Source organism: Vibrio sp. FF266, from assembly GCF_041439695.1.
Lineage (GTDB): Bacteria > Pseudomonadota > Gammaproteobacteria > Enterobacterales > Vibrionaceae > Vibrio > Vibrio tasmaniensis_A.
The window spans coordinates 1-17033 of sequence record NZ_JBGOOO010000056.1; the positions used below are offsets into that span (position 1 = coordinate 1).

Below are 17033 nucleotides of genomic sequence, written 5' to 3' on the forward strand. Positions count from 1 at the left end.
AGTCTGTACTTTGTAGTATTGAAGAGCGGAGTTACGCTGCTTCTATCTAAAAACATCAGAAACAATAAAGCTTGAGAAGTACAATATCCTCTCATCATTTTTTGCTTTGAACACATTATTCATCATCGGTAAATCTATCTAATTTCTATTTAGACCGTCAACCTCCTTCGGTAATCACACCACTCCCAAAAAGTGAACACTAAGGCGATCTTTTCCCAGAGCACACCCAGAGCACAGTCCCAATGCATGGCGGCATAACACGTCTCTGGACAATTCCGTGTTATATGTATTGTTAAATTAGCATTTAACGGATTACTTTAGGTACAGCAAAACCCCTAATAGTGGTCAAATTCACTTAGCCACTACAGAACAAAAAATATATTGATACAGTGCATTTACTAGGGGAGCATTCAACAACCTCTGCTCTAACGATGAAGAGGTGGACACTTCACTGCAAAGTTTTCGCATACTCGCGCATAACTCTGGCATTGTCCGCGTACTCTTCATTACCACATGGTTCACCGTTGTTGCTGCTCAGAGGGCTTGAATAAGCAGGGAAAACCTTTTCAGAATAACTCATGACTGTCCCGTAGTTAGAACAATGAAAAGCTCCAGAATAAGGTTTTACTTTACTTCTATTTGCAGCAAAGACCTGTTCCATGATCCAAAAGTCTCCACTTTCAGAGTTAGGCCGTTCATGCATTGCCCACCCTAAATGTCCTAGCTCATGTTCTAGCACGGTAATCGGGAAGTCCTCCGCAAGCAGTACAAAGCTGTCGTTCAAGTTAACCATTGTCATCCCATTAATCTCCTCTTCGATGACCAATGGATGATTATCACTTAAAACCAAAACGTACTGCTCTTTTGGAGCGTCTAAAAACGAGTTTACCTTCGAAGAACTGATTGCTTGTTTTAGGTCTGAATGCACAGAGGAGATAGACATACTGTCATGAGATATTGATACAGAATGGCTATCCTTGAACACACGAGTTATAGGGATGCATGAGTTAGACAGTATCGTATTAGACATCTTTACCGCTTCTTGCAATCTGCCTTTTAACTCTTCCTTGTTACCAATCTGATTATCAATATAAAAGGTGACATTGGAATTAACGCTTCTTTCTTCTTCGCACTCCGGGAAAGTAAAATTTGGTTTCGTATTTCTTTGGCTGTGCATAATTATAATTACGATCACAATAGAAGCGAGAGTTAAATTTCTTTTAGTCTTTTTCATGAATCCCTCGGTCGCTATTGAGCGTTAAGCCATTAAATGTTTTAAAAAGAATAAACCCGATACTAACAATAGGAAATAATTACCACCACTAATTATTTATCGGTCACTACGGTGATATAGGCGACCTTAATGATTAAATTATGTAATTAGCTTTTTTTGCTTCTTGCATGGCCAATGCAATTTTATTAGCCCCTGATTCAGCTATGTCTTTTAATTCCTTAGTGGTCTTTAATATTAGCTCGGACTTATCCATTATGTTCCCTCTATCTTTGAATTTTCGAAAGAAGCGTTAAATAAAGTAAAACGATCTAAGGAGAATAAACTAAAAATATCAACTATATTAATAATTAATTAATAATTTATTAATATCAAATCTTTACATACAGTAGCATTGCAGGCTATGGAAATTATCAGGCCTATACTAAGTATGAATAGTTATAATGACCCTTGAGATAAAATACGCTGGCATAATGAAGAACACTTCTCCATTGATGACGAAGTTGAATTTCATTTGGTTTCTTGGGGGAGTCCAAAAAACATTATTGAGTTTGGGGTATATCACGGGGCGAGTCTCGTTTTACTCGATAAGATTTACACCCCTGAATCCATCATAGGCATAGACAAACGTCGAGAACATCTAGCCTTAAGTCAATACCGAAAGGGGCCTTCAGCACACTCGGTAATAGAGCCTTATTGTGGAGTAAAGCAAGATCATACAGACAAGCTCATTCAAATATTAGAATTACACTTCCCCAAAAAAAATGTAGACCTAATTATTGATGATTGCAGCCATTTATATGAACCAACAAAAGCCGCCTTTTTGACATCATTCCCTTATCTAAAATCAGGTGGGATATACATCATAGAAGATTGGGGATGGGCGCATTGGCCGGGTGAGTTTCAAAAGAAAGAGTTTTTCCCCGGAACTCCTTTAAGTAAATTGGTTTTCGAATTACTCATGCTTCAAAGCGTCATTCCAAATGTCATAGCTAAAATTGAAACTGATTATAATCACGTTGCTATTACTAAAGGAGAAGAGAGTAGCCCCAATAACCGAAAACTATTTGAACTCATAAAATGCAAGACCTCGATTCACATTGAGAAACAATGATAAGTTCCTACACTATATTAGCTCTAGCTATGACTTTAAGTTCATTAGACAAATGGATTTCACGAGTCTTTCTTAAGAAAAATCCTTTATGTAATGAATATTTACTAGCCTATCAAATCACATGCAGTTTACTCGCTGCTCTGTTTGTTATCTTCGAAATCGAACAAATCCCTACAAAATTCGACAATACAAGTGAACTTTGGGAGCTGTTGCTTTTAAGTATATTCAGTGTTTTCTCATGGCTTGGGTTTGCGTACTCAACCTTTAGGGCTCGTGCTTCAATTGAATTAGGCGTTGTCTCGATAATCTCTAAAACAAAGATCATTTGGAGTGCTCTGTTCGGGGTTAGCTTTTTAAATGAGACACTGACTTTCCTTCAAATGACTGGCGTTATACTGATACTTGTCGCTTCACTGCTCATCAGCACAAGTAACAACATGAATCTTCTTTTTTCAAACAATCTACACGCGTGGCTCGCGCCAATCTTTCTCACTCTAGCCATTGGTTTTGATAAAGTACTTACGTTGTACTTACCTACTAGCGTTATCCTTTTTATCGGTTTTTCTGGAACCGCTTTTTTGACGCCTCTACTATTTAAAGTTCATTATAGGTTAATCAAAAAAGTTCTATTTAACGCCGTAATAACAGCCACTTGCGGAACAGCAAGCTACTATTTTCTCTTAAAAGTGCTTAACACTAGCGCTTTTAGTTTAGTCATGGTTTTATTCCAAGGAGCCTTCATCCTCGATATTCTTTTTGGTTACTTCTTTTTAAAAGAGCGCACGAACCTTAAAACGAAAATAGTCTCTTGTTTACTCGCTACCCTTGGTATTTTGACTTTGGCTTCATAACGTACACTTATTTACAGAACTCCAAGTGTGACTCCCCAAAACACAAACTTCACCAAAAAACCTAATCTTAAAATTTGATGATTTTAAAACATCCCCGAGCGATACATGTTAGTCAATTAACCATTGTTGTTACAGCGTTTATAGCATATAAATCTCGCTGTAGAAAAAGGCCTAATTGAGAGGGGCTTTCTACTACAAACCTAATCGATTAATAGAGTTTTGTTAGAAAGCCTACTTAATGTTAGGCGTGGCTAACTATTGTTGCACTCTGCTCTCATTTTACACTCCCCCGTCAACCTCCCTTGGGAATCACATTAAATAATCTAAATTGATGCGTGAGCAGAAATTAAGCTAGCGCAGAATCCCTATCGTGATACTGATTTAACTCATTTGGTGTTAGGATAATAAAATGAAAAAGACCACGCCAACCCCACATGATGCCCTCTTTAAGCAGTTTCTCACTCATCCAGAAACCGCTAAGGACTTATTGGATATTCACCTGCCTGCTGAGCTGCGTGAAATCTGTGATTTGACGACCCTAAAACTCGAATCAGGCAGCTTTATTGAAGAAAGTTTACGGCCTTACTATTCGGATGTCCTTTATTCTCTTACAACGTCTCAGGGGGAAGGTTACGTCTACGCGTTAATCGAGCACCAGAGTCGACCAGATAAACACATGGCATTCAGACTAATGCGTTACGCTATCGCCGCCATGCAGCAACATATTGAAGCTGGCCATGAGCGCTTACCTCTGGTGATCCCGTTGCAGTTTTACCATGGTAAGGTCTCGCCCTACCCGTATGAGATGAATTGGTTAAAAGGGTTCGTTAACCCTCTTATAGCTAAAGCGCTCTATACTCAAGATTTTCCATTAGTCGATGTCACGGTCATCTCCGATGATGAGATAATGCAGCATCGCCGCATCGCATTGCTTGAGCTTGTCCAAAAGCACGCAAGGCATCGGGATATCATGGATTTCTTTGAGCCTCTGGTCACATTGCTCTTAACCGATTACACTACAGATAAGCAAGTACAGTCATTGATGAGCTACTTACTCCAAGTGGGTGAAACGAACAACCTAGAGGCGTTAATTACGTCACTAGCCTCATCAGTACCGAAACACGAGGACACACTTATGACTATTGCAGAACAATTGCGCCAACAAGGCGAGCAACGTGGCCGCCAAGAAGGACGTCAAGAAGGACGTCAAGAAGGACGCCAAGAAGGACGCCAAGAAGGACGCCAAGAAGCCCTCAAGGAGATGGCGCGCAAGATGATGCTTAATGGTCTAGATCAGGAAGCCATTATGGATGTCACAGGATTGAATAAAGACGAACTAGCACAACTTTCTCATTAGCCGAGAAAGTATAAAGCCTTGCTAGTTTAAGGGCGAGGCTCCTGCTTTACGAAGACAACCCTCACGAATAGCGCTATCACTTCGCTTTCTGCTATAAAATTGCTCGATTCCGGCCCAACTTGATGTGAGACATGCCTAGCTCTCGTTACGCTCAACTCTCATTCTTTTGACGACACGAACGACCGTTCGTGGTGACACTCCCACAAACTTAGCTGTTTCATTGATGCTCATCTCCTTAAGAACTCGAAGTTTGTAGATTTGTTCGTGCAACTCTAAATCGGGCCTTCTTCCTCGATACTTGCCCATTGTCTTAGCTTTATCTATGCCTTCCTTTTGGCGTCGACGTCGATCTTCGTAATCTTTACGAGAAATCGCCGCGAGCATATCCATCATCATGTTATTGATCGCTTTAATCATCGAATTCGTGAACTCATCGGATATTTCAGGAGCCATGGCGATGTGACTAGTTGGTAAATCCAAGCTAATGACTTTCAATTCCTTCTCGTACAGCATTTCTTTCAATTTAGACCAACTAGATTCATTTAGACGAGAGAGTCGATCAATCTGCTCAATCATGATCAAATCCCCTTTTTTAGCATCACTTAATAATTGCAGTAATTTAGGTCTTTGCAACGAAGCGCCAGATTCTTGCTCAACATACCAAGCAGCAATACGAAGTCCTTTTTGTTCAACAAATTCTGATAAGGTCTTTTTTGCTCTTTCTGCATCTTGTTCGATAGTTGATGCTCTTAAGTATCCAAATATGTACATAATTTTGATTAAGTGACTTTTAGGTTATGATCTAAATAGGTATGTCATTTATATTATGACATTTAATGGTTAGGTGCAATTTTCAACTAGTGACAATAAGGTATACCCAAACAACATACCCTCCTTCTCAAATTTAAAGTTTAATCATTGCTACAAGGAATAATAAAAATATGAAATGAGAAATCAAAGACTCAGCCAAATCCAAAAAGAGATATTAAGTTGTTTGGCAAAGGGATTCGTGAAGGGAGTCAAAGAAGGTAAGTCTACGGTGGTCAACCATGCTATTAACCAACTTCTTAGGAGAGAGGTCCCTCCAAACAACTTCCGCGTATCTTGTGAAATTATTGAGGAGCGAGGGCTAATCAGGCGCAAGAAAGTAAATTTAGATTGGTATATTAACATTACGCCCGAAGTATTTGATAAAGCACTTTAAGGGCTAGGGTTTATAAACAGAGGTGCATATAGAGTCATTTACACCACAATTTCCGCCTCCGCTGAAATATGAAGAAGCGCATCTTGCTGTATTACAATGAAATCAGGGGGCGATTACGAGCCGAGGAATGCATGTCGACCGATTTCCTAACAAGCCGCTTTACCAAAGTAGTCAATAGCCTACGGAGCAAGATATCAAGCACACAATCAACAAAGAGTTAGGGTTCAGTCGGACAACTGTGTAATCAATTATTAGTAAGCTTAATTACAAGCCTGTGCTTTAGATTTAAGCCAAAATACTAAAATCACCAAGTACACAATCATGTTGATCAGTAATGCTGCCTGTTAAAGTCGTTTCGCAGTATGAAAATTTAATATTCATATCATCCACGTTTCCGCTCACTAACACGTGGCGCCTTAAAACATCACCATTAAGTTGGTGAATAATCCCACCCCAAGAGAGATTATCTTTAAATAAATTAAATGTGATCTTCATACTATTCCTATTTATTATTTATCGTTTTTTTCTTTTGTTGTTGAAACCAAAAAAGTTTACGGCCTGTTGTTCGAGACATGGTTGATCCTTATTTATTTTCGTTAGATATAACGAAGCTAGCAGTCTTTTAGAGATACTACTATTGAGATATATTAATAATTTTATTTATAAAAACGAAGTAAATAAGAAACGTAACGACAAATACAAAAAGTATTGGGAGAATATTGGATATTTTCGTGGGGAGTTATAAATAAGTACTCTAAGATGGGGGGAAGTGACGCAAGCGGTATCTCCGCTCGCGCCTACTTAAAATCTTATGCAGCTACAACGTTTGCAGCTTGAAGACCTTTTTGGCCTTGCTCTACTTCGAAAGACACTTGTTGGCCTTCTTTAAGAGTCTTGAAACCTTCAGATGCGATAGCACGGAAGTGAACGAATACGTCAGCACCGCCGTTGTCTTGAGTTAGAAAACCAAAACCTTTCTCTTCGTTAAACCATTTTACTACGCCATTTGTTTTGTTAGACATATTGTGTCCCTTATATAAGATAAAAATTAATCGCAAAATGCGATGCGCTGAGAGCTGGAATTATTTAATGTATCTATGAAGCTAAGGGAAACACTGAGGAAAACAACAATAACGAGGAATTCTGAGGGTTTTACTTTTACAACTTGATGTTTCATTTAATAACTCTGAACAACAGAGCGATGACATTATTATCCATTATCTCGTTTTTGTAAAGGTTTAATTTGAAGTTAACATATATCTTCCTGCTGCCCTGCAAAATACGATTTTTTACAAATTCACCTACACTTTTATCCCGAGACCTTATAAACAGTCGTCCGACTACACCCTAACTCTTTACTGAGCTCAGTTTATTCATGCCTTGGTTTGCAATCTCTTGAATGAGTTGGTGAGCGTCTTAGAGGTGCCTCCCTTCTGAGCGCGCGCTCTGCCCACATCACTGTTAATATCCAAATCGCCCAAGTAATGAAAGACCAAACCGGCTTTCTTTCTCGCTAGCTGCTCAGCAATTTGCAAAGCATCAATGGTATTACGATCAAAATACGGTCGACTTTAGTAACGTGAATAACATCCCCTTCCCTCGCAAAGTCCAGCAACAGGTTAAGCAGTTCTCTCTCTGGGGATTCCCCCCCCTCGCTTGCTCTTGGTGAATTTTTCATAACCTATAGCTTTAACCTGTTCAAGTTGAACGTCGAGCGTTTGGTCTTGAATACTGACACGGACATAGCCAATTTTCATGAAATGAACCCTAAAGTGAACATTAAGATAGTTTTAATTAAGTGTACATATACATTTAAAAGACTAACTGGACAGTTCTGAGAGGGGTAACAAGTCGTATCCACTAAATTACACCTTTATGGACACGCCATTGGATTAACCGTATAACTAAAATCATACAAATCAGTTAAAGCGTTCGATTCGTTTATAATGAACGAAAAGGAGAATATTATGCAATCACTTACTGCTAATACAGCTAAAACTAAATTTGGCGATTTACTAATGAAGGCTCAACGTGAACCCGTACAAATCAATAAGAACGGTTCACCGGTTGCGGTGATGATGTCTTGTGAAGAATATGAGCAACTTGAAGCCCTGAAATTGATGGTGGTGAAATCGCGCTTCGAACAAGCAGAGGCCGATGTTCTATCAGATAACCTAGTCGACGGTGACGATTTCATGAATGCACTTGACCAAGGTAAATTTGATTAATGACGCAATATAAGCTTTCTTATGCAGCGCAGTCTGATCTCATTGATATTCGTCGCTATACATTAGAGCGATGGGGGCAAACACAATGGACCACTTACTTTTCAGAACTAAAGTAATCAATGGAATTACTGACTAGCAATAAGTTGATCGGCATAGAAGTTTCAGAGTTGGGCCAAGACTACTTCCGCTTTCCTTTGAAGCACCATGTGATTTACTACATTCGAAAACAAGAGCTCCTCATTATTGCAGCCGTTTTTGGTAAGCACATGTCTCCCGCCAAGCACTTTTCACAACTCTCTTAACCCTTAGCTTCATATAGTCACGCAGCGTACTCGGCGCTTCACCCTCTCGGCTTGGCCCTTCAGTCTTCCGAGAATCATTCCGTTTTTCTTTCTGGCGGCGAGCGCTTCCTTCGTTCTCAGCGAGATCAACTCACGCTCGATTTCTGCCGCAATTCCTAGCACCTTAGCGGTGATATGAGATTGCCTCGAGCCATATAACTGTAAGTTTTCCTTTGCAATATAGACATTAATTTTCTTTTTCATGCACACTTCGAGTACCTCTAGTACTTGTAACGTTGAACGTGCAATTCGACTGACTTCAGCAAACACAATGCAATCTCCGCTCGTCATCCCCTCTACTAACACACCTAACTTAAGTGGTCGCCATTTTATCTTGCCTATCAAGCCAAAGTGGGCAGCCAAGCACACCGATTTTAAGCATCATCCCCAACGACTCGCCCCTCGAGTTAGAGTTACTCCTACCAGCCCGTTCTGCTGGTTTTGTTCAACAAGGTGATACCGAGCCTGGGTTGCTCATTGCGAATGCGACAGCGATCGGGTTGCAACCTTCAATGTTAAAAGTGTCATATGCCAGTGAGATAAGCACTTCTAATACTAATGAAGGCCCAGACAAGAAGAGTGTTACATTATCGCTTGAGCGTGAACTCCCCCTCGATGATAAAGAACCAATAACCGGACGCTCTCACTCGCTGCTGCTTCAAGCTCAGTTGCAATGCCGGCATCCACCTGTAGTAATCCGCTACAATAATGAAATAAACAACCAAACTGGGAGAATATTATGTTTCCATTTGAACTAAAAGTTAGCCATAGGACGGGACTCGGCAAAAGGCCAGACAGAAGTTTTTTACTTTTACCCAAATTTGGCAACAACCCCTATCCCCACCAACTTACCTCTAGATTTTTTGTAAAAAAGCACATTAGTTAAAAATTACTGTCATTCTAACTATCATAACCAAGACGGATTCCTACCATAAATGACGAGTTTATTCAGGTTACCAGCCGCGGTATTGAAGCTATTGGTCACCCTGGCTAATGCAGGGGCTTGAGGTCTGAACACTCTCCCTGAAGTTGCGGGTAGGTTGCGGACGTAGTTACCTGGCCAAGCAACCACTCTAGTATTTAGATGATTGGCTAAAGCCTGCCCTTGAGAAAACATGCTTCCTCCGGTCGCCCCGAAACAGGTTTGCAAATTAAACCTCTGAACGCTTCGCGCGCCCTCTGGTAGATACTCCGCAAGCCGTCCAGCTGTTTTAAAACCATCTGGCGTCATGGTTAACCCAATCCCCCCATGGCTGTAGACATAATCGTCGGCGCTCCTGTAGATAGCTGCTGTTCTTTGATAACCTGGTGAGCGCTGCCTTGTTATGGTCGTGAGATCTTCAAGAGGGGACCAATGTCTTAAATCAACCATCTCCATCGCTTGGCGTCGTGTAGCCATCAATGCTCTTCTGCTACGAGCCACCCCGATCCCTCTTCCTGCCCCAAACGTTACAAGGCCTATTACCGCCCCAATTCCCGCATTTAAAGCGGCATCTTTGGCACTTGAGCCAGTCGCCAATTCAAGACCAAAGCTAACTGCACTTGACACAGAAGCATCAGCAATCGCGAGGCCCACTTGTACACTGGTTTTTGCTCCCGTTGCTGCCGCGCCAAATCCTCCTGAGATAAAGCCAAGTGCGGCCCCAATCCCAACTTGTTCCCATTCAAAATGCGTATCCGTCACTATCGCACGAATTCCTTCTGCAGTTGCGGAGATGCCCGCCCCTAGAATTGCCCCTACAATCGCCCCTATAATTAAACTGGATATCGCAAACTTTCCGCTGGGATCACGCAAATTCACAGGATCGCCAAAACAATAGCTATAGGAGTTACTCCCTCCCTCTCCAAAAGGACTCAACACATCTGCAGAATGGAAGCGAGTCAAACCTGAACTATAAATCCGAAAACCATTGCCTAAATGATATAGCCCTGAACCAATGTCGCTAATCTCACGTTCGCCATTAAAACCTAACCGACTCTGAGAAAATTTAACAGGCACAATTAACCCTGAAGATTCAAATTTTGATTTAAAGGCTTCGCCAGCTAAGAGAAATCTTGGAGTAAAGTAAATAAACGGGGATAAAGCAGCCAATGAGGTGGAATACTTGATAAAAGTTCTTTTTGATAGATCTATATATCTTTGATTAACACCGGATGAACCATAATTCTTATTCATGATAAACATTTCCTCTATAAATCACGCCTTCACCTCAACCTTGTCCATAGGGGGTGTACATTTTGTATTCTGTCGAAATAGTATCATCGCCATGGTGTGAGGTTAGAGTAGCGATAGCACTATGTTGGGCGTTTCCTAGTAAGTATTGATGTTCAGCAAGATGCACCGAGGTATCATAATTTGAAGGGCTGATATTAAACTTGAGGTACGAAGAAATAGTACGGTCCGTCCATAAACCACCCACGTTATGGTAACAAGTGTGCCATCCATCGTATAATTCGTTGACTATCTGGTCACCTTGATAATAAAGCTCCATCTTGGGTTCGTCTTGCCCAATTTGCGCCACTACACGCCCTTGAGCGTCGTATTCGAATTGATAAGACTTGTTGTTAATAGGCAGAGAAGTTGAATTCAATTGACCAAGAGCGTCATAATGATAAAGCGCCCCCCGCTCATCTTTAGTTATGTTTCCTGATGTGTCATAAGTTAAGTTAGCCGATTCAGAGTAGCTAATGTGGGTATTAGAGATTGACGTAAGACGCACCACGTCATCAGTATCATAAGTATATGTACAAATATTGTCGGTACCGTCTGAAAAAAACGTGATAAGTTTGGTTATATTGCCGTACAAGTCATAACTATATTGCTGTCGAATGATTTTGTTGCCAAATGTATCTTTGGGGTGTTCAAAGCCATCACACTGATAATCAACTAGTCGATGGAAATCATCGTATGACATTTTTTCAACCGTTGTTTTGTTGTCTCTTTCGAGTGTCTTTAGGCTGATTTGAAGTTCATCGTTATAAACTTGTTGCAAAGAAAACTGTAATTGAGAGTTTAGATGAACACTTCTTTTCGTTTCTAGTCCGACATCGTTTAATTCTAGTTTAATTTGAAGGTGATCATTTCCCCTATAAGTATCACATCCGACCAAGCGACTATAGTGATCATAATTTAAAGTGCTGAATGTATGGACACTCTCATTATTCGAATCTTGCTTAATATATTCGATATAAAACATTCTTCCGTAGCGGTCATAGCTGTATCTAACGACGTTACCAAAATAATCGTGCTTAAAATCCAGCCTGCCTGAAAGGTGATATTGTTCAAAGCTAAAAAGTCTAACAGACGTATTGGGGAAAAACGCCATCTCCTCTCTCGTCATCCCATCTTTAAAGTACACATAAGCACTGATGAGATTTTTATTCTCTGCACGTACTAGATGACCAGATTTTGCGTCGTAGTGATAGGTGACATTCAACGCTTCGTTGCCTGAAACATTATAGGCCGTGGCTTTCTTCAAATACTTATTGTACGTTATCTCGAGTTCATTACCATCCGCCATAACAACCCTCGTGGGAATTGGAGAAGCCCCGCTAAAAGACTGTTTTTCAGTTCCAGAACTCGACACTTCAGATACCATGCGAGATAGCCCGTCATACACCCTAATCCCAATGGTTTTATTATTAACACTGGTTTCAACAGGCAAAAGATCATGGCTGTAACGGACGTATTTTTTTGATATTTCAAGCGTTTCACCATCGTAGATTTGACGTGTTGAAACAACTCGGTCTGCGGTATCATAGGTGTATTCAACAGTATGACTTTTCTGGTCTGTGCTCGACACCAAGTTGCCTAAGGCATCATAAGTATTCTGGAAAAACGCTAACCGTTTCCCATGACTGTTGAGCAGCTCCTTTGTTAATAAGTTACCCATTAAATCAAAAGAACGAATTTCTGAAAGCAAACCTTGTATCGAATAGTTTATAGTCATCTTGACGGGGTTTTGCTTGATGACTTCTATCCTTCCCTCTGGGTGGGTGATTTTACTAAGGTTGCCTCTGGCATCGTATTCGTAGTTAGTTACCATTGAAGAACTGGTCGAAAAGTTATCAAATTCTTGCTGCTCAATCAATTGACCCAGGCTGTTATAGCTGAGTTCACTCAACACGATGAGTTGACCATTAAGATCACTTCGTTTTGTCTTAATGACCTTGCCTGCATTGTTGTAGTCTTCGACGCTTTGGATACCGGTAGGCTCTATGCTCTTCAATTGATTGAGCCCATCACCAACACGATAGACATACTTCACTACCGCTTCATAATCCGTCCCTTCCGCCTTTATCTCTCGAGTCCGCCTACCAAGAAGATCGTATCGACAACTTGAGATAACTCCTTCACTATCGACCCACTGAACGGCTTCACCACTCTTTAAATCATGCTTGACTTGGGTGGTAACGACTAAATTATCATGTGTTGTTAGTGCGCTTGTAATTTCAACATCTTGGTCGGTATAACGGTACGACAAGTCCTTTCGTGAAACAAAATCATTGATAAAAGTAGAGGTTTTTTGTAATTGACCATGAGTAAGCTCTTCAACATTGTTAAAGTAAACATAATCTACACGACTCAGAGAGCTCTCTTCATGTTTAAGGACGACAAAGTTGCCTCCTCCGATGCGGGGTAAGGATTGGTAGGTGAAGACACTTTTCCTCTCTTGTTCATGACTAGTAATAGAGGAAGCTGGCTGGAAAGTTTCTTCCTGCAGGAAGGCAACAAACCCATTAGGCTCTGGAGGGCATGCTTGACCCTCTCCTGAAGAGGTGTAATAGACTCGCTTCGTTTGATCACCATTTATCTCTCGAATTAAGGTTTGATTCCCATAATCATCGTACTGATACTTATGGACAAACGTTCTAGAATCAGAATCTTCATAGTGAGTTTCATGTTTTTCCTTCAGAAATGAGTAATTGGCTGGTTGATGCTCAATACTGGTATTTATCTCCGCGTAATAAACGTACTCTTCTTTTCTGTAAAGAACCTCATTGTGGCGATATTCTATAGATTTTTGTAAATGATATTTATTATAAGACCGTGTTATGGATTGCGTGCTATTTATTTTCTCGACACTACTATACTCATAGTCACTCCTAGATTTGAATAGAGTATCTTCTCCATTGACGAACGCGGCTTCACTAGCAAAACCGAGATAGTTTTTATCTGAATAAGTATAGTTTGTTACTCGGTCAGGTTGATTATTCCCAGCGACAAATCGATGCATAGTCACATAAGGGACTTTACTGACCGGCCCACCGCTCGGAAAGCTGTGCCCTTCATTTTGGTAAGTGAGGATTTCTTTCAGGCCACTGGGATGAGAAAAGACTGTCAGGAGATCATAGTTAATATTACTCAGGTATTCGTACTCAAAAGTGATATTCGACTCGTCATCAGGTAAATGAAGCGTTGTTAATCTTTTATAAATACCATTGCTTTCTTTATCAACAACCAGTGTTTGATAGGTTTCTCCACCTACAACCTGTGTGACCGTTGTTTTTAAGTCTTCAGACCAATAATCTATCCGTAATTCTCTTCCTGAGCCATCCGTTATTTTCCACAATTTGCTAGTTTGGTCACTCTCTCTATAGTGGAATGTTGTTTCCAAGCCTTGGATGGAGGTGATCTTTTTCAAGGCTCCCGTTTCATAGTCTATCGATTCTACAATCCCACTTTTATAGATAACATTAATTTCATTATTACTGAGAGAATAGAGTAACTTAATATCTTTAATTTTTCTGTATGGGAGTTTATATTCATTAGTCTGATGATTATAAATCGCTTTATAATTTTGTCCTGAGCTCAGGTAAATAATACTATCTTCTTTTTCAAAACGACTGAAAGAAAGAAGCCAGCCTCTCCCAAACCCTTCATCTCGAACACTTTCGGCACGATAGTTTAATACCAAGGAAATGGGAGAACCTACGGTTTTATGTGATATAAAATCAGCGAGCCTTATTGAACATATATAAGCCCCAGTCCTAGGATCGACACCTGAATTATTAATAATTGAGAAGTTATGTGCATTCGATAAAAAAGACATTTTATTAATCACCTATTAATTATGTTCACTATGTATTCTTCTTAAATAGTACCCTTCCTCGAAATAATCATTGTAGCTAGTTCTTGAAAAACTAAAGTATCCTCTATTGCCAAATTTATCTTCGAAATACACTATTTTTCCATCAGGACTAATACTTTGGTTCCAGTCATAGGGAGGAAATGCTTTAGAGATGTTAGCAGAGTTGCTGCTGTAAATACCGCGCCCAAATGAGCTGACGAATATAATGGCCTCATCTGTATTGAGATCGCCATAGACAACCCGGTCTTTCCAGCCAGTGTCATAGGTAGTTGAAAATGGTATGTTGATATGGCCAGCATCTGTATCATATATCCAGTATAAGGCGGAAGAGGACTGGCTGTTGCTATAAGTCCCCAGCAACCTATGGTGGTCATTATTAAATCTCAGCCCCCCTTCTTGCCAAACTTTCTGGAGCGTAAAATTGTTAGGCTTATACTTCTTGAGATGAAGAATGGCCCCATCACTCCATCCGCTATTGCTTGTTTCGTAGGTAAAATCTGAACTGGTAAAGGTTCTTGGGGTCAACAATTCGACGATGGCAGAAGATTTGTTTGTGGTTCCATTACAAGTATTTTGGGTAAGAGATTCACCAGTGATATTATTGGTGGCCGTCGCTTGGACACACAGATGATAAACATCTGCACGGTTACCTGAAACAAACTTAGAAACACTCCTATAGCCTTCTCTTCGTCTGTTTCGGTTACTTCCATCCTCAAGCCTGATATCTAATACATACCCGCTGTGAGAATCTGAGACGGAGAGCGAGTCAATCGTTTCCGCCGTATAGAGTTTTTTGAGACTTACATTGTCAAACGTGTAATTAGATTTCAACTGATAATAAATTTCAATTTCGGCCTGCATTCTATTATTGGCGTATATTTTAGAATTTGGCGATAAATTCACATAGGTGCCTTCAAGATAAAGCCTCGAAAAAGGTTCCTCTCTAGGTCCAGTGGAAGAGCAAAAAGCGCTATTAATATTAAATAAAAAAGCGAGTAAACATAGTTTTTTAAATGAATTTGTTTTTAGAAATTTCATATATTATATCCCATATTTTATCACAATGATAAAATATATATTTAATCTTTATTTTTATAATAATTAATTTATAATTTATAATGAAAAATTTAGAAAAGCGCAGTAATAATGTATATACAGAAGAGAGTTTTAACGAATCCCGCCCTCTGGCCAACTTTGAGTTCAAATGGCAAAACTTCGCCCTAACCTCCTTCTTTGGTGTGTTCGCTGGTATGCCTCTACGACTTTGAGCTCTGCCAATCTAAGTTATACGTTGGCCGAACACGGCATCCTTGTTAATCGTTCTACGATTTACAGCTGATTGGGGTATTGAACACATTTCCCCGAAAAATTCATCCTCCATCTAATTAGTAGACGATTTGGGAATCTTGCATGCCAATAGCGGAACTGGTTACATCTCAACAGAAAAATGTCCTCAGCAGTACTCATGTTCTTTAGGTTTTAAGCTCGTTACTTGATGGATTAGAGGTTGATATCGAAAGGGAAGTCCCACAAGATCCGTTGAGAGCAGTGTTTTATTTTCTCATTATTTGCTCCCGGCCAGCTTCCATGACAGTAACCATCAACGATCTCATATGTCGTTTTTTTCTTTTTCCTATTTTGCTCAGAACCCCAGCAGAACACATCACTTGATTTGGCATTCACACATGCTCAGATTGTTACGGTGTTCACCTTAACTTCGCCGATCCCGCCTAGAACCTCTCCCTTTAACGCCCTCCTTAATTCGTGAAAGGGCGACCTTAGCCTACGTCAGACGTGATAAACCTTATAGCTCTTAGTCTTCTACAACGGCAAAAGGCAAATCATACGCTCCTTTTTGCATAACCTTTCGGCATAATTAAACCTAATTCTAGGTCGAAAAACCCCAAGCGGGCTAATTGAACTGGCCCCAAGTTTAGAGAGAGCTTTACCTGCCCTGATTCGAAAAGAAGAAATCTGAGGGTTGGGTGGTAACACTCACTCGATTACGACTTATGTCTTCCTCTGGCATAGAACTAGCAGATTCTCCCACTAAGTATTAGGCTCGTCCCTCTGCCGTGTATTGGACTCGCCCCGAAGGAGCCTCTGTCGCGTTTCTACTTCGCTTTCTACTTCGGATTAAAGAAGTTATTAAAGCCTTGGTGAAGATTAAGCACAGATTGCTGGAAGGCGATTGAATCATATTACTTCAACCATTGGTATTTACGCGATTTCTTGGCAACTGCAAGTAGTGGCTTGATGTCCTTTTTAGGATTCAGCGTGACACCATGCTTGCGGTGCATATGAGACTTTAAATGTAGAGCTTTGTTATACGCTTTATAGCTATAACAGTTTCAACCGACTCAAATCTGTGCGTACCAGCTGTAACGAAAAACTCTCTGGCTATATCTACTTCCTCGCCATTCAAAAGCCTGCAGGCTATGCCGATAGGCTTTGTTGCGTAATTCAATAGAACTAAATCAAGAACCTACGATCTGATCAGCTACCTCCACTCTCACTCGTAGCTCTATGCCTAAACCTCGTTACAAAACAACCAACTGGCAGCAATACAACCAATCACTCATTAACCGTGGCTCTCTGACCTTTTGGATTGATGA

General features: G+C 40.3%; 12 protein-coding genes and 3 pseudogenes. 6 read left to right on the forward strand and 9 right to left on the reverse strand.

Going from position 1 to position 17033, the window contains the following annotated elements; genetic code table 11:
* Window positions 1-448 precede the first annotated feature (448 nt).
* Window positions 449-1234, reverse strand: coding sequence for a hypothetical protein (locus tag ACED59_RS22635; RefSeq protein ID WP_371705135.1), 786 nt, complete (start codon window positions 1232-1234; stop codon window positions 449-451).
* A 511-nt stretch (window positions 1235-1745) separates the two neighbouring features.
* Between ACED59_RS22635 and ACED59_RS22640 the strand changes: the two genes are divergently transcribed.
* The 3 genes from ACED59_RS22640 to ACED59_RS22650 all read left to right on the forward strand — a co-directional run bounded on the left by ACED59_RS22640 (window position 1746) and on the right by ACED59_RS22650 (window position 4553).
* On the forward strand, window positions 1746-2345 hold the full coding sequence (locus ACED59_RS22640) for a class I SAM-dependent methyltransferase (protein WP_371705134.1): 600 nt from the start codon (window positions 1746-1748) through the stop codon (window positions 2343-2345).
* Window positions 2342-3196: an EamA family transporter gene (locus ACED59_RS22645; protein ID WP_017101256.1), complete on the forward strand. Its 855-nt coding sequence runs from the start codon at window positions 2342-2344 to the stop codon at window positions 3194-3196. The genes ACED59_RS22640 and ACED59_RS22645 overlap by 4 nt, the downstream gene beginning before the upstream one ends.
* A gap of 409 nt (window positions 3197-3605) precedes the next feature.
* On the forward strand, window positions 3606-4553 hold the full coding sequence (locus ACED59_RS22650) for an Rpn family recombination-promoting nuclease/putative transposase (RefSeq protein WP_102579817.1): 948 nt from the start codon (window positions 3606-3608) through the stop codon (window positions 4551-4553).
* Window positions 4554-4688: 135 nt separating this feature from the next.
* Here the strand turns inward: ACED59_RS22650 and ACED59_RS22655 are convergent, their stop codons facing one another.
* Complete coding sequence (locus ACED59_RS22655; protein WP_017103703.1) at window positions 4689-5324, reverse strand: recombinase family protein; 636 nt, start codon at window positions 5322-5324, stop codon at window positions 4689-4691.
* 175 nt (window positions 5325-5499) lie between these two features.
* On the opposite strand from ACED59_RS22655, the gene ACED59_RS22660 reads away from it, so the two are divergent.
* The gene (locus tag ACED59_RS22660; protein ID WP_016800084.1) at window positions 5500-5757 is read left to right on the forward strand and encodes a hypothetical protein; all 258 of its coding nucleotides are present in this window, start codon (window positions 5500-5502) and stop codon (window positions 5755-5757) included.
* A gap of 285 nt (window positions 5758-6042) precedes the next feature.
* On the opposite strand, the gene ACED59_RS22665 is transcribed toward ACED59_RS22660, so the two are convergent.
* From ACED59_RS22665 to ACED59_RS22675, 3 genes and pseudogenes are all read right to left on the reverse strand, one after another.
* On the reverse strand, window positions 6043-6252 hold the full coding sequence (locus ACED59_RS22665) for a hypothetical protein (RefSeq protein WP_016800083.1): 210 nt from the start codon (window positions 6250-6252) through the stop codon (window positions 6043-6045).
* Between the two features lie 314 nt (window positions 6253-6566).
* Window positions 6567-6779: a cold-shock protein gene (locus ACED59_RS22670; protein ID WP_102258025.1), complete on the reverse strand. Its 213-nt coding sequence runs from the start codon at window positions 6777-6779 to the stop codon at window positions 6567-6569.
* Between the two features lie 287 nt (window positions 6780-7066).
* Window positions 7067-7514 (reverse strand): annotated as a pseudogene (locus ACED59_RS22675) (recombinase family protein).
* A 210-nt stretch (window positions 7515-7724) separates the two neighbouring features.
* Between ACED59_RS22675 and ACED59_RS22680 the strand changes: the two are divergent.
* Entirely contained in the window at window positions 7725-7985 is a 261-nt protein-coding gene (locus tag ACED59_RS22680) for a type II toxin-antitoxin system Phd/YefM family antitoxin (protein WP_069592240.1), read from the forward strand.
* Window positions 7985-8287, forward strand: a pseudogene (locus ACED59_RS22685) (type II toxin-antitoxin system RelE/ParE family toxin). Before ACED59_RS22680 ends, ACED59_RS22685 begins: the two are co-directional and overlap by 1 nt.
* Before the next feature lie 36 nt (window positions 8288-8323).
* Here ACED59_RS22685 and ACED59_RS22690 read toward each other — a convergent pair.
* From ACED59_RS22690 to ACED59_RS22705, 4 genes and pseudogenes are all read right to left on the reverse strand, one after another.
* Window positions 8324-8665 (reverse strand): annotated as a pseudogene (locus ACED59_RS22690) (recombinase family protein); the annotation flags it as partial.
* Window positions 8666-9233: 568 nt separating this feature from the next.
* A complete protein-coding gene (locus ACED59_RS22695; protein ID WP_371705133.1) occupies window positions 9234-10502 on the reverse strand; it encodes an RHS repeat-associated core domain-containing protein in 1269 nt (422 codons plus the stop codon).
* 34 nt (window positions 10503-10536) lie between these two features.
* Complete coding sequence (locus ACED59_RS22700; RefSeq protein WP_102560367.1) at window positions 10537-14379, reverse strand: RHS repeat protein; 3843 nt, start codon at window positions 14377-14379, stop codon at window positions 10537-10539.
* Between the two features lie 15 nt (window positions 14380-14394).
* Window positions 14395-15456 (reverse strand): hypothetical protein, encoded by a 1062-nt coding sequence (locus tag ACED59_RS22705; RefSeq protein ID WP_016800079.1) that lies wholly within the window; start codon window positions 15454-15456, stop codon window positions 14395-14397.
* Window positions 15457-17033: the final 1577 nt, after the last annotated feature.

Excerpts from the sequence above, each read along its gene's own strand:
- ACED59_RS22635 (WP_371705135.1), bottom strand. The coding sequence starts at position 1,234 with ATGAAAAAGACTAAAAGAAATTTAACTCTCGCTTCTATTGTGATCGTA.
- ACED59_RS22645 (WP_017101256.1), top strand. The coding sequence starts at position 2,342 with ATGATAAGTTCCTACACTATATTAGCTCTAGCTATGACTTTAAGTTCA.
- ACED59_RS22650 (WP_102579817.1), top strand. The coding sequence starts at position 3,606 with ATGAAAAAGACCACGCCAACCCCACATGATGCCCTCTTTAAGCAGTTT.
- ACED59_RS22655 (WP_017103703.1), bottom strand. The coding sequence starts at position 5,324 with ATGTACATATTTGGATACTTAAGAGCATCAACTATCGAACAAGATGCA.
- ACED59_RS22660 (WP_016800084.1), top strand. The coding sequence starts at position 5,500 with ATGAGAAATCAAAGACTCAGCCAAATCCAAAAAGAGATATTAAGTTGT.
- ACED59_RS22665 (WP_016800083.1), bottom strand. The coding sequence starts at position 6,252 with ATGAAGATCACATTTAATTTATTTAAAGATAATCTCTCTTGGGGTGGG.
- ACED59_RS22670 (WP_102258025.1), bottom strand. The coding sequence starts at position 6,779 with ATGTCTAACAAAACAAATGGCGTAGTAAAATGGTTTAACGAAGAGAAA.
- ACED59_RS22680 (WP_069592240.1), top strand. The coding sequence starts at position 7,725 with ATGCAATCACTTACTGCTAATACAGCTAAAACTAAATTTGGCGATTTA.
- ACED59_RS22695 (WP_371705133.1), bottom strand. The coding sequence starts at position 10,502 with ATGAATAAGAATTATGGTTCATCCGGTGTTAATCAAAGATATATAGAT.
- ACED59_RS22700 (WP_102560367.1), bottom strand. The coding sequence starts at position 14,379 with ATGTCTTTTTTATCGAATGCACATAACTTCTCAATTATTAATAATTCA.
- ACED59_RS22705 (WP_016800079.1), bottom strand. The coding sequence starts at position 15,456 with ATGAAATTTCTAAAAACAAATTCATTTAAAAAACTATGTTTACTCGCT.